Origin of the sequence: Luteimonas panaciterrae (genome assembly GCF_020511115.1) — a bacterium.
Lineage (GTDB): Bacteria > Pseudomonadota > Gammaproteobacteria > Xanthomonadales > Xanthomonadaceae > Luteimonas > Luteimonas panaciterrae.
The window spans coordinates 517,675-532,046 of the sequence record NZ_JAJAVH010000004.1 but is presented as its reverse complement, the minus strand read 5'-3'; the positions used below and the strand labels follow the sequence as shown (position 1 = coordinate 532,046).

General features: G+C 64.6%; 11 protein-coding genes. 6 read left to right on the top strand and 5 right to left on the bottom strand.

All coding sequences use genetic code 11. The annotated features are described in order from the left end of the window. Positions 1-61 precede the first annotated feature (61 nt). The 5 genes from LG367_RS07205 to LG367_RS07185 all read left to right on the top strand — a co-directional run bounded on the left by LG367_RS07205 (position 62) and on the right by LG367_RS07185 (position 6,360). Positions 62-739 (top strand): glutathione S-transferase, encoded by a 678-nt coding sequence (locus tag LG367_RS07205; protein ID WP_226468541.1) that lies wholly within the window; start codon positions 62-64, stop codon positions 737-739. A gap of 82 nt (positions 740-821) precedes the next feature. Further along, positions 822-2,381, top strand: coding sequence for a protein adenylyltransferase SelO (locus tag LG367_RS07200; protein WP_226468540.1), 1,560 nt, complete (start codon positions 822-824; stop codon positions 2,379-2,381). A 213-nt stretch (positions 2,382-2,594) separates the two neighbouring features. Then, entirely contained in the window at positions 2,595-4,505 is a 1,911-nt protein-coding gene (locus LG367_RS07195) for an ATP-binding cassette domain-containing protein (RefSeq protein ID WP_226468539.1), read from the top strand. A gap of 58 nt (positions 4,506-4,563) precedes the next feature. Beyond that, on the top strand, positions 4,564-5,133 hold the full coding sequence (locus LG367_RS07190) for an SRPBCC family protein (protein ID WP_226468538.1): 570 nt from the start codon (positions 4,564-4,566) through the stop codon (positions 5,131-5,133). A 213-nt stretch (positions 5,134-5,346) separates the two neighbouring features. Then, complete coding sequence (locus LG367_RS07185; RefSeq protein WP_226468537.1) at positions 5,347-6,360, top strand: diguanylate cyclase; 1,014 nt, start codon at positions 5,347-5,349, stop codon at positions 6,358-6,360. Positions 6,361-6,508: 148 nt separating this feature from the next. On the opposite strand, the gene LG367_RS07180 is transcribed toward LG367_RS07185, so the two are convergent. The 5 genes from LG367_RS07180 to LG367_RS07160 all read right to left on the bottom strand — a co-directional run bounded on the left by LG367_RS07180 (position 6,509) and on the right by LG367_RS07160 (position 12,595). Next, positions 6,509-7,339, bottom strand: coding sequence for a YbaY family lipoprotein (locus LG367_RS07180; RefSeq protein WP_226468536.1), 831 nt, complete (start codon positions 7,337-7,339; stop codon positions 6,509-6,511). A 78-nt stretch (positions 7,340-7,417) separates the two neighbouring features. Next, positions 7,418-8,278: a sugar nucleotide-binding protein gene (locus LG367_RS07175; RefSeq protein WP_226468535.1), complete on the bottom strand. Its 861-nt coding sequence runs from the start codon at positions 8,276-8,278 to the stop codon at positions 7,418-7,420. A gap of 23 nt (positions 8,279-8,301) precedes the next feature. Beyond that, positions 8,302-9,117, bottom strand: coding sequence for an HAD-IIB family hydrolase (locus LG367_RS07170; RefSeq protein WP_226468534.1), 816 nt, complete (start codon positions 9,115-9,117; stop codon positions 8,302-8,304). A gap of 11 nt (positions 9,118-9,128) precedes the next feature. Then, positions 9,129-10,643 (bottom strand): hypothetical protein, encoded by a 1,515-nt coding sequence (locus LG367_RS07165; protein WP_226468533.1) that lies wholly within the window; start codon positions 10,641-10,643, stop codon positions 9,129-9,131. A gap of 167 nt (positions 10,644-10,810) precedes the next feature. Then, positions 10,811-12,595 (bottom strand): M14 family metallopeptidase, encoded by a 1,785-nt coding sequence (locus LG367_RS07160; RefSeq protein WP_226468532.1) that lies wholly within the window; start codon positions 12,593-12,595, stop codon positions 10,811-10,813. 180 nt (positions 12,596-12,775) lie between these two features. Between LG367_RS07160 and LG367_RS07155 the strand changes: the two genes are divergently transcribed. Continuing rightward, positions 12,776-14,362, top strand: a complete 1,587-nt coding sequence (locus LG367_RS07155; RefSeq protein ID WP_226468531.1) for a POT-type proton-dependent oligopeptide transporter — start codon at positions 12,776-12,778, stop codon at positions 14,360-14,362. Positions 14,363-14,372 lie beyond the last annotated feature (10 nt).

The window sequence follows — 14,372 nt, the reverse complement described above, 5'->3', positions numbered from 1 at the left end:
GCCCTATCCTGTCGTGATGCCGGTCCCGCTACCATGTCGGCCTCCTCTCGGGACGCACGCCATGATCAAGGTCCATCACCTCAACAATTCCCGCTCGCAGCGTGTGCTGTGGCTGCTGGAAGAACTCGAACTTCCCTACGAGGTGGTGCGCTACCAGCGCGATCCGAAGACCTTGCTCGCCCCGCCGGAACTGCGTTCGATCCATCCGCTCGGAAAATCGCCGGTGGTAGAGATCGACGGCAAGGTGCTGGCCGAGTCGGCGGCAATCATCGAAACGTTGATCGAACGCTACGATCTCGCCTACCGATTCTCGCCGCCGCCGCAACCGCAGGATGCCGACGAGCGGTTGCGCTATCGCTACTGGCTGCATTACGCCGAAGGCTCGGCGATGCCGCCGTTGCTGTTGAGCCTGGTGTTCTCGCGCATCAAGCAGGCGCCGATGCCGTTCTTCGCCAAGCCCATCGCGCGCGGCATCGCCGACAAGGCCTTGTCGAGCTTCGTCGGGCCGCAGGTGAAGCTGCATTTGGATTACATCGAAAGCGAACTGGCCAGCCATGCCTGGTTCGCGGGCGACCGGTTCACCGCGGCCGATATCCAGATGAGCTATCCCGTCGAGGCCGCCGCGGCGCGTGCCGGTAGCGACCGCCCTCGGCTGAAGGCGTTCCTGGAGCGCATCCACGCCCGGCCGGCGTATCAGCGGGCGCTGGAGCAGGGCGGGCCGTATTCGTTGCTGGGTTGAGTCGCCGGTTTCGCCGAGCTTGCTCCACCGAGCTTGTTCCATCGGGCTTGTTTTTGAGTGATCGCGACGGAATCTAGTCGGGATGCATGCGCTGAATTTCGACAATGCTTTCGTGCGTGAGCTGACCGGTGAGGCCGAAGCCGGTCCGCGTATCCGTCAGGTGCATGGTGCGCTGTGGTCGCCGGTCGATCCGACGCCGGTGGCTTCGCCGCGATTGATCGCGCATTCGGCGGAAATGGCGGCGACGCTGGGATTCGATGATGCCGACCTCGCCAGCCCTGAATTCGCCACCGTCTTCGGCGGCAATGCGCTGCTCGAAGGCATGCGGCCGTATGCGGCCAATTACGGCGGACACCAGTTCGGCCATTGGGCCGGGCAGCTCGGCGACGGACGCGCGATCTCGCTGGGCGAAGTGATCGCCGCGGACGGTCGTCGCTGGGAATTGCAGCTCAAGGGCGCCGGCCCCACGCCGTATTCGCGCAGTGCCGACGGACGTGCGGTGCTGCGTTCCTCGATCCGCGAATTCCTGTGCAGCGAGGCGATGCATCATCTCGGCGTGCCCACCACGCGTGCGCTGTCGCTGGTCGCCACCGGAGAGGATGTGGAACGCGACATGTTCTACGACGGCCATCCGCGATGGGAGCAGGGTGCCATCGTCTGCCGGGTGGCGCCGTCGTTCATCCGTTTCGGCAATTTCGAACTGCCGTTCTCGCGTGGCGACACGGTTCTGCTCAAGCAATTGGCGGATTTCACCATCCGCCGGGATTTCCCGGAATTGCGCGGAACCGGAGAAACGCTTTACGGCGATTGGTTCACGCAGGTGTGCGAGCGCACCGCGGTGATGATCGCGCACTGGATGCGCGTGGGCTTCGTGCATGGCGTGATGAATACCGACAATATGTCGATCCTCGGCCTCACCATCGATTACGGGCCCTATGGCTGGATCGATAACTACGACCCTGACTGGACGCCCAACACCACCGACGCGCAGGGACGTCGCTATCGTTTTGGATGGCAGCCGAAGATCGCGCATTGGAACCTGATGCGGCTGGCGCAGGCAGTGTCGCCGCTGTTCGGTTCGGTCGAGCCCTTGCAGGCGGGGCTGGATCGTTATGCCGAGGCCTATACCCGTGCCGATCGCGACAACATCGCCCGCAAATTGGGCCTGAGCGAATGCCGCGACGAGGATGTCGAACTGATCCGCGACCTGCATCGCCTGATGCAAGACACCGAGGTCGACATGACGATCTTCTTCCGAAACTTGACGCTTCTGGATGTGGAGGCGCCGGCGCTCGACCCGCTGCGGGATGCGTTCTACGAAGACGCCAAGCGCGATGACGCCGAGCCGGAGTTCACGACCTGGTTGCAGCGCTATGCGGCGCGACTGCGCGACGACCCTTCATCGCCGGAGCAACGCCGCGATCGCATGAACGCGGCCAATCCGCGCTATGTGCTGCGCAACTATCTCGCTCAGCAGGCGATCGACCGTGCCGAAGCGGGCGACCCGGCAGGGATCGCCGAATTGCTTGACGTGATGCGCCGGCCTTACGACGAACAGCCCGGCCGGGAAGCCTTCGACCGGAAGCGCCCGGACTGGGCACGGACGCGGGCGGGGTGCTCGATGCTGTCCTGCAGTTCCTGATCCGGAATAAAGAAAGCCGGCTTACTTGCCGGCCTTCTTTTCCTTCTTCGCCGCACGCTTTTCTTTCAGCGTCTTTTCCGGCTTTTTCTTCTCTTCTTTTTTCTTGTCCAGGCCCTTGGCCATAGTGGTCTCCGTGGATGTGATGGTCGACAGCGGTGCGAATGTACTGCGATGACCGACCGCTGCATAGCGGGGGACCGGTAAACTAATGACATGTCCTTGATCACCTTGAACGCCGTCGACTACAGCGTCGGCGGCCCGCTCCTGCTCGAACGCGTCGACCTGTCCATCGAGGCCGGCGAACGCATCGCCCTGATCGGCCGCAACGGCGCCGGCAAATCCACGCTGATGCGCCTGCTGTCGGGCGAACTGAAACCGGATGGCGGCGAGATCCGCCGCGAGGGCGGCGTGCGCGTGGCGCGGCTCGAGCAGGAGGTGCCGGCCGGCGCAGGCGGCACGGTCTTCGACGTGGTCGCCGACGGGATGGGCGAGCTTGGCGCCGCGCTGTCCGAGTACCACCACCTGATCCATGCCGGGCACGAGGGCGAGATCGACACAGCCGCGCTCGCCGCGGCGCAGGCCCGCATCGAGGCGGGTGGCGGCTGGGCGCTCGATCAGCGCGTGGCGGAAACCCTGTCGCGGCTCGGGCTCGATGGCGATGCCGTGTTCGAGCGCCTGTCCGGCGGCATGAAGCGTCGGGTGCTGCTGGCGCGGGCATTGGTCTCGGCGCCTGATCTGTTGCTGTTGGACGAGCCGACCAACCATCTCGACATCGCCGCCATCGACTGGCTGGAAGGATTCCTCAAGGCCTGGCCGGGCGCGCTGGTGTTCGTCACCCACGATCGCCGGTTCCTGCGGGCGCTGGCCACGCGCATCGTCGAGATCGATCGCGGGCAGCTGACCAGTTGGCCCGGCGACTGGGGCAATTACATGCGCCGCCGCGAGGAGCGGCTCAATGCGGAGGCGCAGGAGCAAGCCCGCTTCGACAAATTGCTGGCACAGGAAGAGGCCTGGATCCGCCAGGGCATCAAGGCGCGCCGCACGCGCGACGAGGGCCGGGTGCGGCGGTTGGAAGCGATGCGCGTGGAGCGCGCGCAGCGGCGCGAGCTGACCGGCAACGTGCGCATGGAAACCGCGCAGGCCGGGAATTCCGGCAAGAAGGTGATCGAAGCCAAGCACGTGGACTTCGCTTGGGGCGGTACGCATCTGGTGCGGAATTTCTCGACCACCGTGCTGCGCGGCGACCGTATCGGTCTGATCGGTCCGAACGGCAGCGGCAAGACCACGCTGCTGAAGCTGCTGCTCGGCCAACTGCAGCCGCAGGCGGGCGAGGTGCGCATCGGTGCGCAGTTGCAGGTCGCCTACTTCGACCAGTACCGGACCACGCTGCGCGAGGACTGGAATGCGCTGGAGAACGTCGCCGAGGGACTCGAGTTCATCGAAATCGGCGGCAAGCGCAAGCACATCATCGGATACCTGCAGGATTTCCTGTTCACGCCCGAACGTGCCCGCGCGCCGATCACGCGCCTGTCCGGCGGCGAGCGCAACCGCTTGCTGCTGGCGAAGCTGTTCGCGCGGCCGTCGAACCTGCTGGTCATGGACGAGCCGACCAACGATCTGGACGTCGAAACGCTCGAACTGCTGGAGGAATTGCTGAGCGACTATCCGGGCACGTTGCTGCTGGTGAGCCACGACCGCGATTTCCTCGACAACGTGGTCACCTCGACCCTGGTGATGGAGGGGCAGGGGCGCGTCGGCGAATATGTCGGCGGTTACAGCGATTGGTTGCGCCAGGGAAGACCGCCGGTGGAACCGCAACGGTCATCGCCCGCCGTGGCCGCGAAAACGGAAACGGCGCCGGCCCGGTCGTCGCCACCCGCGCCCGCGCAAAAGCGCAAGCTCAGCTACAAGGACGCGCGCGAATTGGAGCAATTGCCGGGGCGGATCGAAGTGCTGGAAGCCAGGCTGGCGGAACTGACCGCGGCGATGCAGGACACCGGTTACTACCAGCGCGACCATGCTGCGGTCGCAGCAGATACCGCGGAGCTTGCCGATGTCCAAGCTCGGCTGGATGCTGCCTTCGCCCGTTGGGAAGCGCTGGAAAGCAGTGATTCCAGCGAGTGACTTGCGGGCGCGACGCCGTTGCCAGTAAAACGGTAGCCGTTCCATGGAAAGACACCGCATGCATCGAACAGGCCTCTTGTCGCTTGCGTTCGCCCTGTTAGCGTCGCTCGCGGCGCCGTGGGCTTCGGCCGCGGTGGTGGATGCCACGGCATCCGGATTCACCCTGGAGAATTCCCGTGAGGTCCCGGTCGATGCCGGAACGGCATGGAAGGCGCTGGTCGAGGACGTCGACCGCTGGTGGCCGAAAGACCACACCTGGTGGGGCAACGAGTCCACGCTGAGCATCGATCCGCGCGCGGGCGGCTGTTTCTGCGAACGCGTCCGCAAGGCGGGCGACGGGCGGGAAGCCCAGCATTTGACGGTGACCTTCGTCGAGCCGGGCAAGCTGATGCGCATGGTCGGTGGGCTGGGGCCGTTGCAGGGCATGGGCCTGCACGGTGTGCTCGAATGGCGCATCGTCGCCACGGGCGAGAGCGCGACGAGAATCACCCTTTGGTATCGCGCCGGTGGCTATGCACCGGACGATCTGAGCAAGCTGGCACCTGTCGTCGATCGCGTCCAGGCGGCGCAGCTGGGTGCGCTTGCGGATTTCCTCGCTGCCAAGAATGGCAAGAGGGAGGATGGATGACGGGCGTAAGCTTCTACATCGTCGTTCGTGCTCTGCTTCCCATCATGCATGCTTTGACAGGTGCGTTAGATGGCCGAGAGATGGGATCGTGACGGCATGCCAACCCAAACAGGGTCGGGAAACGTAGGCTGCCGCCGTCGAAATGTCTGAACAGGGGTGATTATCAACGCCGCGACACTACCACCTAGCCCCGATTCCAACAGGCGCGCCCGCATGGTCGAGGTCGTCGATCGCAATCATTGGATGCGCATGCTGGGGATGGGCCTGGGCGCGCTTTCCGTGGCGTCGGTGCTCTATGTAAACGGCGCCGCATGGCCGACGTGGCTGATCCTGGGGTTCAACGGCTTGGTCTGGCCGCATATCGCCTGGCAGATCGCCCGGCGCAGCCGCGATCCGCTGAAGATGGAATTCCGCAACCTCATGCTCGATTCCGCCATCGGCGGCGCGTGGATCGCGGTGATGCAGCTCAACCTGCTGCCGAGCACGCTCCTGGCCGCGATGCTGACGATCGACAGGATCGCGGTGGCCGGCGTGCGTTTCTATCTGCGCACATTGGCCGTGCTGGTGACGACATGCCTGGTGGTGTGGGGGCTGCTCGGATTTCCGGTGCAACTGCATACGACGACCTTCAGCATCGCGATGTCGCTGCCATTCCTGTTCATCTACACCGCCGCGCTCGGTACGCTGGTGCGCAGGCTGACGGTGCGGGTCGGCGCGCAGAACCGCATGCTCGAACGCCTGAATCGCATCGATGCGCTGACCGGGCTGCACAACCGCCGGTATTGGGAAGAGGTCGTCAACAGCGAACTGTCGCGCTTCCTGCGCACGCGCCGGCCGGCCGTGGTGATGCTGATCGACGTCGACAATTTCAAGATGGTCAACGACCGGCATGGCCATGCCAGCGGCGATCGCGTGCTGTGCTGCATCGCCGATGTGCTGCGCGAATCCCTGCGCGAGATCGACGTGCCCGCGCGCTACGGCGGTGACGAGTTCGCCGTGCTGTTCGCCGAAACCGACCTGCGCAATGCCCGTGATGTGGCCGAACGCATCCGGCTCCTGTTCCTGGAGCGTCGCGGGCCGGATGCCGAACAGCAGCGCTGCACGCTGAGCATCGGGTTGGCGGAAGCGGATCGGCTGCTGGTGACGGTGGACGATTGGGTGCGGCACGCGGATGCCGCCATGTATCGTGCCAAGGAAGCCGGGCGAGACCGGATCAACGCTGCTTGATCCGGCGGGAGCGCCAGATCAAGCCCCAAAGTCCGCTACGCAAACTTTGGGCCACGGGTACTTTGCTTCCACAACCCCGCCGCTGTCGCGGCGCCCCTTGACTCAAGGGGGCTTTCCTCCAGATGGAGGCGCAGGCCACGGATCAGCGTCAGTGCTGTTCGTCCAGCCAGCTGCCGCAGCCACGATAGGTCTTCGTGCCGACGGTGAGCTCGGCACGCGCGTCGAAGGCGGCGCCGCTCATGTCGTCGCTGCAAGGCTCGCGATAGATGCGCAGCAGGACATCGGTACCGTCGGCGGTCTTGCCGCCGAAGCCGAACGTGCTGCTGATGCCGATGGCTTTCGCCACTTCGATCTTGCGTTCGCCGTAGTCGAGTTCGGCGCGGATCACCGGCGGATCGGTTTCGGTGACTTCCACCCACCAACCCGGTTCGTTGCCGACCGCGCGAAAAGCGACCCCACGCTTGCGGGCCTCGTCCCAGACCGGGCTGGTCTTGCCGCCCTCGGGCGGTGCGTCGGAGGAGGCCGCGCCATTGACCATGGTCATGACGAATTCGCCGACATCGTCCTTGCCGGGCGTGTAGGGAATGCGGGTGTCCGTAACGAACAGGAGGCTGCCGTCGGCGCCGCGTAGGCTGGCATGCAGGCCGTATGCGCCGTCCGTGTGCAGTTTTGCAGGATCGTAGGGCAGCTCGAACGCATACGGCGGTCCCGCCACGTCCTTCAGCGTGGTCTGGGCCAGCACCGCGTTCGGCGAGTCCGCGAGGCGGCCGTCGATCAGTTGCACGGTGAAGGAGGCGCCTGGTGCCATCTTGATCCGCTGCAGGTAGGTCGCCTTGCCGCGGATGACGGGCTGCGCGGCTGTCGCGGTGGGAGGTGTCGCGGGGCTGGAAGTGGAATCGTTCACGGCGCCTCCGGCGGGCGATTGGCATGCCGTCAGCAGGCACAGCAGCAACAGCGCGGGGATCGGGATGCGGTGCATGTCGTCCGGCTTCCTGTGGGCGGAGACCGCAGGATAAACGCAGCCGCCGGAACGCATCGGCAACGGCGGTGGGGAAATTCAGCTCGCCGCCACGATCTCGCGTGTCCGCCGCCACAGTTCGCCGGGTGCGGATGCGCACAATTCAGGATGCAGGCTGCGCAGGCGTGCGCCGTCCGGACGCGGTGCCAGTGGCGCCGGGGCAGGGGCGGGGTCGAAGCGCGGCTCGATCCTGAGCAGGCCGGCGATGTAGCAGGCCCATTCGGATTTGCTGATCCCATCCGAGCCTTCCACGTGGAAGATGCCGCCGGATTCGAGTTCGGGATCTGCGATCAGACGCCGCGTGACCACAACGACGTGGTCCACGGACACTGGATAACGCCGCCGCTCGTCGCGCCGCAACGGCCGCCCTTCGCGCAATGCCTGCGCGGTGGACGTCACGAAGTCGCGGCCGGGCACCGTGGCGCCGAACAGCAGCGGCAGGCGCAGCACGAGGTGCGCCGCGTCGAAGCCGAGCAGAAGTTGTTCCGCCTGCCGCTTGTGCCGGCCGTAGGTCTGCAGTGGCGACGTCCTGGCATGCTCGTCGTATTCGCCAGCGCTCCCGAAGACGTAATCGGTGGAGTAGTAGAGAACGCGGCTGCCTTGCGCGCGTGCATGGCGCAGCACGTGGCCCAGGCCGTCGAGATTCACGCGCTTGCTCAGATCCGGATCACGTTCGCACGCATCGGGGTCTGCGATGCCCGCGGCATAGAGGATGTAGCGGGGCGCCACCGTTTCGATGACGCCACGCAGCGCCACCTCATCGCCGACGTCGACCGCGATCGTCGCGCCGATGCCGGAGCGGGTCGTGCCGACGGCGTCCAGGTCCGCGAAACCCGAGGCGAGCGCGGTGCCCAGACCGCCGCTGGCACCGAGAATGAGGATTTCGCGGTTCGTCGCCATGTGTCGACCGGATCGTGCTTGCGTCACGAATCCAGCGAGGACGGTGGTTGCAACTGAAGCAGGAAATCCTCGAGCGCGCCCGAGCCTGGGCCTTCGAGATGAACGCTGGCGGCGGTGCGCGCCCGCGCGCTGGCATTGCCGACGGCCACGCCCAATCCCACATGTGCCAGCATCTCTGCATCCGAATCGCTGTCGCCGAAGGCGGCCACCTCGTCCAGGCCGATCTGCAGGTGCTTGCACAGGGCCGTCAGCGCCGCGTGCTTGCCGGCCCGCACGGGGTGGATGTCGTAGTAGTCGCGACCGCTGGAGAGCAGGTTCAGATCCCCCTGCGCCGCGAGCAGTTCGCGCACTTCGCCCAGATGCTGTTCCTGGCCCTGGCAGAGCGCCTTGAACAGCGGCGTTTCGACGTCACGGGTATCGATCATGGTCGTACGATAATGCACGCGGACGCCGACGATGCGTTCTTCCTCCTCGACCCGCCCGCGATCGCCGAAGGCGATCCAGCGATGCATCTGGTCGTAGAGATGCACGGTGCCACCGCGCTGCTGGTAATGCTGCAAGGCGGTGAGCAATGGCGCATCGACGCGGAAGGCTTCCGTCATGATGTCATCGCCGCGCAAGTCCTCGGCATAAGCGCCGTTGTAGGCGATCCGGTACATCGGCAGCTTGATGGTGTCGGCGATCACGTCCAGCGCCGCGGCCGGACGCGAACTCGCCAGTGCCAGGGAGATGCCCCGGCGGTACGTGTCGTGCAGCGCCGCCATGGTGTGCGGCGACAGTGGTTGCCCGGTGTGGAGCAGGGTGCCGTCGATATCGAAGACCGCGAGCTGAACTCGCATCGATTGCATCGTTACCTCTCGAAACACCAAGGTTTGCCGCCGACTTCGCGCAGCCGTTCCAACCCTTTGCTGTGCAATCCGGCGCAGGCCGAAAGCGGGTCGATGTCCAGTTCCTCCAGCACCTCGACCAGCAGTAGCGCGCCCGTGGCGTAGATCGGCACGGCCACGCTCGGCGTGGCGTCGGAGTGGATGTGGAAGGGCATGTCGGAGCTGAAGTGCATCGCTTCGTTGAAACGCACGCGCAGTTCGGTGTCGCGCTCGCCGAGCAATTCATGCACGACGGTGCGCATGCGTTCGTTCAGTTCGCGATAGATGCCGACCAGCGTTCCCGAGTTGAAGCGGAAGTCGATGTGGGCCACGGAGTTCTGGATGTGGCAATGGGATTCGTGGCGTCCTTCGTGCAGCAGGTCGTAGTGGCTGTTGTAGCTGTGCGCCAGCTTGCCGAGGTCGTAGTAGATGTCGCAGACCGGGTAGCCGTGCGGATCGACCAGCCAGAAATCGCCGTTGTCGAGATCGCAGAGGATGTTTTCCAGATGCAGGTCGGCATGGATGTAGCGCGATACCGTGTTCGGCAACAGCCGCTTCTGTGCCGCCTGGTTGCGTTCGAGCGCATACAGCATCGCCGGAAGGTTGGGAATGTATCGGCCGTTGATGTGTAACCACGGCGTGGCGATGAGATCCTTGAACATCGGGTCCATCTCCGCCGATAACGCGATGCGGCGCCAGACCCGGTTGAAGTGGTAGTCCTGCAGGTAATTGTCCGGTACCGGCTGTGCATGGGCGAGGTAGGCCTGGCCGTATTCGTATTCCAGCACCGAGCGCAGCAGTTCGGCCGCCTGTGCCGGCGTGATCTGCAGGTTGAGCAGCAGGTCGCGCAGATTGGGGAAGGCCTTGTACTCCACGCCGAAGGTGGTCCTGTCGTCCGCGTATTCGTGGAACAGCAGTTCCGGATAGCGATGGCGCAGTGTTTCGGGCAGTTGCCGGTAGAACTCGACCTCGTCGCGCAGCTTGATCGCGCCGCGACCGCTGGCCTGCTTGAGGAAATGCTTGCGCACGCCGGATTTCGAGAACGAGCCACCGATGCGTAGCACATCGGCGCTGACGAACTCGTGCACGGAGTATTCCTGGAGCGCGCCGGATGCGCTGAGCGCGCGCACGGCCTGCTCGATGCCGGTTTCATCGTGGAGGCGCAATCTGCGCAGGCTCGAGACCGGCACGCGCGCGGCGACTAGGCGAGGTTGCGGACTGTCGTCCCAGACCGCGAGATGCGAGGGCAGGCGCACGGTATTCAGTGTGAGCCGGCGGATCGCCAGTCCGGAGATGCCGGGATGCGGTCGTATCAACACGACGTCGCGAATATCGTCGGAGCCGACATGTCCAGCGTCGGCGTCCAGCGCATTGATCTGCACATCGTGCGCGTCCGTCGAACTCAGGATGTTATCGATACCGTAGCGCGTGAGCAGGTTCGCCAATGGCTGGGCGGGCGTCGCCGCGGATTTTTCTTTGTCGAGAAGGATCGCAAGCATGAATGGTCCCCCGTGGTTTCACTGCGCTGAGAAAACCTCTCCAGCTGTGCTGCAGTGCAGCATCGCAGCGATGAAAACAACGTGAAACCGATCATGAAATCGGTGAGATCAAATTCGATAAAAAACGATCTCCCGCGTGATGCAGGAGATCGTTTTCGTGCGGTGACTCAGTCGCCAGGAGCGACGTCGGTGCGCAGCACCGGATAGAGGTTGTAGCGCTCATCCCAGGACGAGTGACGCTGATAGAAGAAGTCAAGACGCGCTTGCGGATCCTTCTTGAATGCAGAGTCTTCGCGCAGGCGTCGTTCGAACTCCGCCTTCAGCGCGGGATCCTTCGCCAGCATTTCGCGGGCGACATCCTCGGCGACGTAGGCCTCCATGCCTTCCTTGCGTTCGAAGGCGTTGTTGAATTCGCCCCAGGTCGCGAGCGAATCGGGTGCTTGCGGTTCGAGGATCGCGATCACCAGCCAGGACTTCGGTTGCGCGATGGGCACGAACAGAGCACCGGCGGCGAGGTCGCGCGTTTCCGGTTTCCATGCGCCTTGCAGTTCGAGCGGCTGGTGGCCTTCCACCGATCTCGGCGAGAACGTGGTCTTGTTGGCGCGGAAAGCTTGTACTTTCGCCTGCGTCAGCGCGGCGCCGAGGCGACGGAACACGATGCCGTGCTGTTTCAGTTTCTCTCCCACCCAGACCGCTTGCGCCGCGGGCACCAGATAACCGGCGATGGGGGCGGTGACGCGATGGTCGGGCACGATCTCGTCACGCAGCGGCAGCTTCCACACTTGCGGCGTGTTCTCGTCGTAATGCGTCATCAAAGCGCCGGAGATGTCGGAAGGCGTGCGCGTGTAGGCGTAGCCAAGGAAATCTACGGTGCGCGTCTTGTCGGTGGCCTTGAAGTCGATCGGAACGGAAGTGCCGCCGATCGTCTCGGCATGCTTGTCGGCATCGTGCGCCAGCGAGAGCCAAACATGGCCGTTGTGCCCGGTCTGCTCGAGCAGAGCCACGATGGTGTTGCGGGTGATGCGCACGCGCGTCGGGTAATCCTTCCACGAATGCGTTTCCACCAGTAGCGCGAAGCGGTTGCGGTACATGAAGTAGGCGTGCGAGAAGCGCGGCGGCGCGACGTTGTCGACGAAGCCGGAGGACGGATCGTCGTCCTTGACGAACGAGGGATAGAACGTCAACGGCAGCGAGCCGTCCTTGCGCACGTCGTCGACGAGCGCCGTGCGCAGCGCCAGCCCGGCCTTGCGCAACTCTGGGTCACCGGCGTGGACGGGTTCGATCTGGAAGGAAATATCGTGTTGGAACTTGGCACCATCGGTGACGTGCAGGTCGGCGGTGAGGATCGGGTCCCAGGCGTTCACCAGGGCCAGCATCGCCTGCATTTCCGGTGCGTCGGCCTTCACGTAGTCGCGGTTGAGGTTGTAATTCTGTGCGGTCGTGCGCCAGCCCATTTCCTCCGGACCGCGCTGGTTGGGACGGTTCCAGCGGCCGAAGCGCTCATGGCCGTCGATGTTGAACACGGGCACGAACAGCAGCACCTGCTGATCCAGCGCGCCTTTCGCCGCCTTGCCATCGAGCACTTGCCGCAGCGCGAGGAAGCCGGCGTCCTTGCCGTCGATCTCGCCGGCGTGGATGCCGCCCTGGATCAGCAGCACCGGGACGCGCTTGGCGCGCGCCTCTTCGGGCGTGAACGCGCCGGTGCGCGTCGCGACCAGGGCCTTCATCGGCCGTCCTTCGGGTGTCACGCCGAAATCGATGCAGCGCACGGAATCCGGATATTTCTGCGCGAAGGCGCTGCACAGCGCGATCACTTCGTCGTAGCGGCCGGTCTTGAGGAATCCGGAGCGTTCGGAAATCGTGGTGAGCGCGTCCTCGGCCGCGCCCGCCCACGGCGGCGTCAGGGCAAGGGCGAGGGCAAGCAGCGGCAGACGGCGAACGAAGCGGGACATGGCGGTCTCACGGGCGGCGGGAAGACGCGGATGATGCCTGCGGCGTTCCGGCAGCCCAAGTGCTGACTGTCCTAATTGACGAATCAACGCGGGCGTGGGGGCGCCGCGACTTGTGACACGAGGCAGAAAGCGGGCGCTTGGGTTAGGCTTCGCGCTGGTCCGAGAAAGAGTTCAGTGCCGATGACGACTGCCGCCGCAGCCGCTCCGACCGGGAAATTGCCCCGGCAGATCCCCTTCATCATCGGCAACGAGGCTTGCGAACGCTTCAGCTTCTACGGGATGCGCAACATCCTGGTGTCCTTCCTGGCCAGCAGCGTATTGCTCGCCTATCTGCCGGAGGCCGAACGCGAGGGCGCGGCCAAGGATGTTTTCCACACCTTCGTCATTGGCGTGTACTTCTTTCCGCTGCTGGGCGGCTGGCTCGCGGACCGCTTTTTCGGCAAATACAACACCGTTTTCTGGTTCTCGCTGGTGTATTGCGCCGGCCTGGTCTGCCTGGCGGCATTGCCGAACGACCGAATCGGTTTCTATACGGGCCTGTTCCTGATCGCGTTCGGTTCCGGCGGTATCAAGCCGTTGGTCGCGTCCTTCTGTGGCGACCAGTTCGACCAGAGCAACAAACATCTGGCGAAGCCGGTGTTCGACGCGTTCTACTGGGTCATCAATTTCGGCAGCTTCTTCGGTTCGCTGCTGATGCCGTTGATGCTACGCAGCCAGGGGCCGGAGGTGGCGTTCGGCATTCCGGCCGTGCTGATGTTCATCGCCACGTTCGTCTTCTGGCTGGGGCGGAAGCGTTATGTGAACGTACCTCCCGTGCAGTCCGATCCGGATGCGTTCCTGCTTGTGGTCCGCACCTCGCTGTTCGCGCGCGCACCGGGGCAGGGGCGTCCGGGTCTGATGGTCGCCGTGGCCGGCGGCGTGCTGGCACTGGTGGCGTTGCTATTGATTCCGAAGCTTGGCTTCGTGATCAGCGCCTGTCTCGCGCTCGGGCTGGTGATCGCCTTCGGGGGCGCCGGTGCGTCGATGCAGTTGGAGCGTGCGCGTAACGTGCATGCGAACGCGTCGGTCGACGGCGTGCGCGCTGTGCTGCGCATCTTGATCGTGTTCGCGCTGACCACGCCGTTCTGGTCGCTGTTCGACCAGAAGGCCTCGACCTGGGTGCTGCAGGGTAAGACCATGGCCATTCCGCACGAGTTGTGGTGGTGGCCGAGCTGGCTGGTGAAGGATGCGGCGCAGATGCAGGCGCTCAATCCAGCGCTGGTCATGCTGATGATTCCGTTCAACAACCTCGTGCTGTATCCAGTGCTGCGCCGGGTGGGTATCGAGCCGACACCCTTGCGGCGGATGGGCGCGGGGATTCTGTTTTCCGGCATCGCCTGGATCGTGGCCGGCATGATCCAGCTCGCCATCGACGGCGGCGATCCGGTATCGCTGGCCTGGCAGATCCTGCCTTACGCACTGCTGACCTTCGGCGAAATCCTGGTTTCGGCCACCGCGCTCGAATTTGCCTACAGCCAGGCGCCGGGATCGATGAAGGGCGTGATCATGGCGTTCTGGTATCTGGCCGTGACCTTCGGCAACGTCTGGGTGTTGCTGACCAACGCGGGCGTGCGCAACGAAGCCGTGATCTCGCACATCGCCAGCACCGGCTTGAGCGAAAATGCGTTCCTGATGTTCTTCTTCGCCGGTTTTGCTTTCCTCACGGCACTGGCCTTCGCCGGATACGCGCGTCGTTATCCGATGCAGGACAACTACAGAACCGCGTGAGAGAACCATT

What these genes read in the sequence shown, in the direction of transcription:
- LG367_RS07205 (WP_226468541.1), top strand. Translation starts at nt 62, where the DNA reads ATGATCAAGGTCCATCACCTCAACAATTCCCGCTCGCAGCGTGTGCTG.
- LG367_RS07200 (WP_226468540.1), top strand. Translation starts at nt 822, where the DNA reads ATGCATGCGCTGAATTTCGACAATGCTTTCGTGCGTGAGCTGACCGGT.
- LG367_RS07195 (WP_226468539.1), top strand. Translation starts at nt 2,595, where the DNA reads ATGTCCTTGATCACCTTGAACGCCGTCGACTACAGCGTCGGCGGCCCG.
- LG367_RS07190 (WP_226468538.1), top strand. Translation starts at nt 4,564, where the DNA reads ATGCATCGAACAGGCCTCTTGTCGCTTGCGTTCGCCCTGTTAGCGTCG.
- LG367_RS07185 (WP_226468537.1), top strand. Translation starts at nt 5,347, where the DNA reads ATGGTCGAGGTCGTCGATCGCAATCATTGGATGCGCATGCTGGGGATG.
- LG367_RS07180 (WP_226468536.1), bottom strand. Translation starts at nt 7,339, where the DNA reads ATGCACCGCATCCCGATCCCCGCGCTGTTGCTGCTGTGCCTGCTGACG.
- LG367_RS07175 (WP_226468535.1), bottom strand. Translation starts at nt 8,278, where the DNA reads ATGGCGACGAACCGCGAAATCCTCATTCTCGGTGCCAGCGGCGGTCTG.
- LG367_RS07170 (WP_226468534.1), bottom strand. Translation starts at nt 9,117, where the DNA reads ATGCGAGTTCAGCTCGCGGTCTTCGATATCGACGGCACCCTGCTCCAC.
- LG367_RS07165 (WP_226468533.1), bottom strand. Translation starts at nt 10,643, where the DNA reads ATGCTTGCGATCCTTCTCGACAAAGAAAAATCCGCGGCGACGCCCGCC.
- LG367_RS07160 (WP_226468532.1), bottom strand. Translation starts at nt 12,595, where the DNA reads ATGTCCCGCTTCGTTCGCCGTCTGCCGCTGCTTGCCCTCGCCCTTGCC.
- LG367_RS07155 (WP_226468531.1), top strand. Translation starts at nt 12,776, where the DNA reads ATGACGACTGCCGCCGCAGCCGCTCCGACCGGGAAATTGCCCCGGCAG.